This window comes from Streptomyces neyagawaensis (assembly GCF_023516595.1).
In the GTDB taxonomy this organism is placed as follows: domain Bacteria; phylum Actinomycetota; class Actinomycetes; order Streptomycetales; family Streptomycetaceae; genus Streptomyces; species Streptomyces neyagawaensis.
The window spans coordinates 1-3,617 of the sequence record NZ_JAMGBG010000232.1 but is presented as its reverse complement, the minus strand read 5'-3'; the positions used below and the strand labels follow the sequence as shown (position 1 = coordinate 3,617).

Below are 3,617 nucleotides of genomic sequence, written 5' to 3'. Positions count from 1 at the left end.
CGGTGCGCCCGGAGGAGGCGGTGGAGCTGCTGCTCGCCGCCGGGGGCGAGCGGATGGCGCAGGACCCGGTGGCGGTCGCCGAGATCGCCCGGCTGTGCGGCTGCTTCCCCCTGGCGCTGCGCGTGGCCGCGGCGGCCCTGACGGCGCGCCCGCACACCACGCCCGCCGCGCTGGCGGGCCGGCTGCGCGACGAGCGGACCCGGCTCGGTGTGCTGCGCGAGGGCGACCTCGATCTGCGCTCCAGCCTGCTGACGGGGTACCAGGAGGCGGGGCCCGCGCTACGGCGCGCCTTCCGGCTGCTGTCCCTGGCGCCGGCCCCCGACTTCGCCGGCTGGACCGTCGCGGCCCTGCTGGGCACCGGGCCGGCGGAGGCGGAGGAGACGGCCGAGGAACTCGTCCGGGCCCAGCTGCTGGAGGCCCGCACCGACGGCCGGTCCGTCCGCTACGGCTTCCACTCGCTGCTGCGGGTGCTGGCCACCGAACTGCGGGAGGCGGAGCCGGACGCCGCCCGGACGCGGCGTGACGTCGTGGAGCGGCTGGGCCGGGCCTATGTGAGCCTCGCCCGGTACGCGGACGAGCGGCTCGCCCCCGGACGGGACTGGCGGGCCCGGCCCGACACCGGGCACCCCGGTCCGGACGCGGCCGCGATCATCGGCGCGAGTCCGCTGGGATGGTTCCGCGAAGAGGCCACGGGCCTGGTGGAGACGGTACGGCAGACGCACGCGGCGGGGCTGTGGCCGCTGGTGTGGGACCTCGCGGGCAGCGCCGCCGGATACTTCCACGCCCGCGCCGCGTGGGAGGAGTGGGAGGAGACCCACCGGCTGGCCCTGGACGCCGCGCGGCGGGCCCGGAACACCGAGGCCGAGGCGGCCGTCCAGTACGCACTGGGCGACCTGGCCTGGCAGCGCCGTCAGGCCGACCGGGCGCTGCGGCACCACACCGCCGCCCAGCACGCGTTCGAGCTGGTCCGCGACCGGACCGGGGCGGCCCGCTGCCGGATCGGCGCGGCCGACGTCCTGCTCGGCCAGGGCCTGCTGGAACACGCCGCCCGGCGGTACGGGCGGGCGTTGGCGTTGTGCTCGGCCGAAGGGGACCTGCGGGGCGAGGTGGCCGCGCTGAAGGGGCTCGCCCTGGTCAACCTGCGGCGGGGCCGCGTGGACGTGGCCCGGCGGCAACTGGAGCAGTGCGGGCGCGCCGCGGAACGCCTCGGCGACCGCCGCTGGACGGAGTACGTCCGCCGCACCATGGCCCGCCTGGCCCCGGACCCCGCCCACCGTCTCTCCCCCGTCGGCCACGCGGTCGAGGTGGGCCCCGGCATGTGGCTCATAGGAACGGCCACGGCCGCCTGAGCGGGAGGAAGCGCCGCGAGGTCGTCCCCGCCGGGAACTGCGAGACAGCTCCCGGCGGAAGCGGCACGAGGTCGTCCCCGGCAGAAACTGCCGGCGCGTCCCTGCCGGAAGCTACCTGAGCGCCTCCCCGCCGGAAGCCGCATGAGCGCCTCCCTGCCGGAAGCGGCATCAGGTCGTCCCCGCCGAGAACCGCGAGACGGCTCCCGGCGGAAGCTACCTGAGGGCGTCCCCAGCGGAAGCTACCTGAGCGCCTCCCCGCCGGAAGCCGCATGAGCGCGTCCCCGGCGGGACCGGCACGGGGTCGTCCCCGCCGGAAGCTGCGGGGACGGCTCCCGGCGGGAGCACTTGGCGTCTTCCCCGGCAGGAGGCGTACGGTCTGCTCCCCGGCAGGAGGCGTACCGCCCGGCTCCCCGGTGAGGGCCGTGTGACGTCGTCCCCGGCGTCGGTCGTACGACGGTCGTACGACGGTCGTCGTCGCCGGGAGGGAGCCGCGTGACGTCCTGCACGCGGCTCCCGGACGGCCGGCGACAGCAGTGGCGGGGGCCCGGTTCTCCACTCCGGTCCCCCGCGTGGCCGGCCGTCAGCCGGTGGCCCGTCCCTGGAGGGGACGGGCGCCCCGGGTGCGGGTCTGCGCGCGGCGGGTGCGCAGCAACTGCCGCCACTCCTCGGGGCTGAACCGGGCGGGCCGGGTGCGGCCGATGAAGTCGTGGAGCACACCGAGGAAGCGCTCGGGGTCCGTGTGGAACGGGAAGTGCCCGGCGTCCTCGAATATCTCCAGCCGGCTGCCCGGCATGGACACATGGCCGAGCCCGGCGTGAAGGGCCGGGACGACCATGTCGCGTCCGCCCCACACCAGCATGGTCGGCATGCCCTGTGTCAGATAGCAGCGGTCGAGCAGGGTGCCGACCTGGCCCCGCCAGTCGACGACGGCCCGCAGGGTCCGGACGAACGCGCTGCGCGAACTCGCGTCCGGCAGGGCGTCCACCACCCGCAGCAGATCCGGCGCGTCGACCCCGAGCCCCGTGTTCAGCGTCTTCATGAGTCGTACGAACATCTGCAACTGCCAGCGCACGGTGGGCAGTTGGAAGGCCGACAGCAGCAGTTCCGCGCCGGGCAGCGTCGCGGCCCGCAGCAGCGGGGAGACCTGGCGGCCGATGCCGCCGCTGCCGACGAGGACCAGCCGCTCGGTGCGCTCGGGGAACTGGTAGGCGAACTGGGCGGCCACCGCGCCGCCGAGGGAGTGGCCGACGAGGGTGGCCCGCTCGATGCCCAGGGCGCTGAGCAGATCCCGCAGCCCGTTGGCGTACGCGCCGGGAGAGTAGTCGCCCCGGGGTTTGGCGGACGCCCCGTGGCCGAGCAGGTCGGGGGCGAGGACCCGGTAGCGGGCGGCCAGGCCCGGGATGATGTCGGCCCAGGTCGCGGAGGAGTCGCCGATGCCGTGGATCAGTACCACCGCGGACTCGCCCTTGCCGGCCATGCGGTAGGCGAAGCGGTAGCCGTGCAGCTCACGGGTGCGGACGCGGATCTCGTTGCGGCCCACCGCCCGCGGCCTGGGCCGACCCGGCTGGTTGCTGGGCCGGAAGGGCGAGCGGGCGGTGAAGGGGTCGTCGGCCATGGGTCAGGCCTCCTGCGGGATCGGATGGTGGTCACGGACGGGGCGGCGCGGGACCGGCGCGGACTCGACGACGTCCGGGGTGCCCGGGGCCTCGCCGCCGGCGGGGCCGGGGACGGGGACGCGCTGGGCGCGGAAGAGGACCGGGTCACCGGGGGCGCCCTCGGGGTCGGGGTCGAGGCCGAGCGAGGTGAGGGAACGCCAGGGCTGGGCCTGGCCGGGTGTCCTCGTCCGCCAGGGAGTGTGCGCCTGGGCCGGGGAGGAGGGAGCGGGGAGGGTGTGCACGGAGGACATGACAGCCACCTCTGGGTAGGTGTGCGAGGAAGCGCACCGGAAACGGTCGCGGTTACCGCCGCCGACCGGTGGGGGCGACGCCCGGCGCGGGGGCGCTGACGGACGGGTGCGGGACTCTCACTCGACGGGAGACCGGCGCGGCTGACGGGGCACGGCGTCGGCCCAGCCGACGACCCCGGGGCCGGAGCCGGAGGGGCCCGCCGCACCGGACGGCCCGACCACGGACGGCCCGACCACGGACGGCCCGACCACGGACGCGCCGCCCACGGTGGATGCGCCGAACGCGTCTGACGAGCCGGGCGCGCCGGGGGCGCCGGGCGCGCCGGGCGCCTCGGCGCCGACCGCACGGGACAGGCCGGGCG

The 3,617-nt window shown here is 76.8% G+C and carries 2 protein-coding genes and 2 pseudogenes; 1 reads left to right on the top strand and 3 read right to left on the bottom strand.

Annotation, left to right across the window (positions count from 1 at the left end; all coding sequences use genetic code 11):
- Positions 1-1,349: pseudogene (locus tag M8J73_RS44385) on the top strand (AfsR/SARP family transcriptional regulator); the annotation flags it as partial.
- Positions 1,350-1,929: 580 nt separating this feature from the next.
- Here M8J73_RS44385 and M8J73_RS44380 read toward each other — a convergent pair.
- The 3 genes and pseudogenes from M8J73_RS44380 to M8J73_RS44370 form a co-directional block, all read right to left on the bottom strand.
- A complete protein-coding gene (locus M8J73_RS44380) occupies positions 1,930-2,964 on the bottom strand; it encodes an alpha/beta fold hydrolase (RefSeq protein WP_055542765.1) in 1,035 nt (344 codons plus the stop codon).
- Between the two features lie 3 nt (positions 2,965-2,967).
- Positions 2,968-3,255: a hypothetical protein gene (locus M8J73_RS44375; protein ID WP_055542766.1), complete on the bottom strand. Its 288-nt coding sequence runs from the start codon at positions 3,253-3,255 to the stop codon at positions 2,968-2,970.
- 117 nt (positions 3,256-3,372) lie between these two features.
- A pseudogene (locus M8J73_RS44370) lies at positions 3,373-3,617 on the bottom strand (alpha/beta hydrolase); the annotation flags it as partial.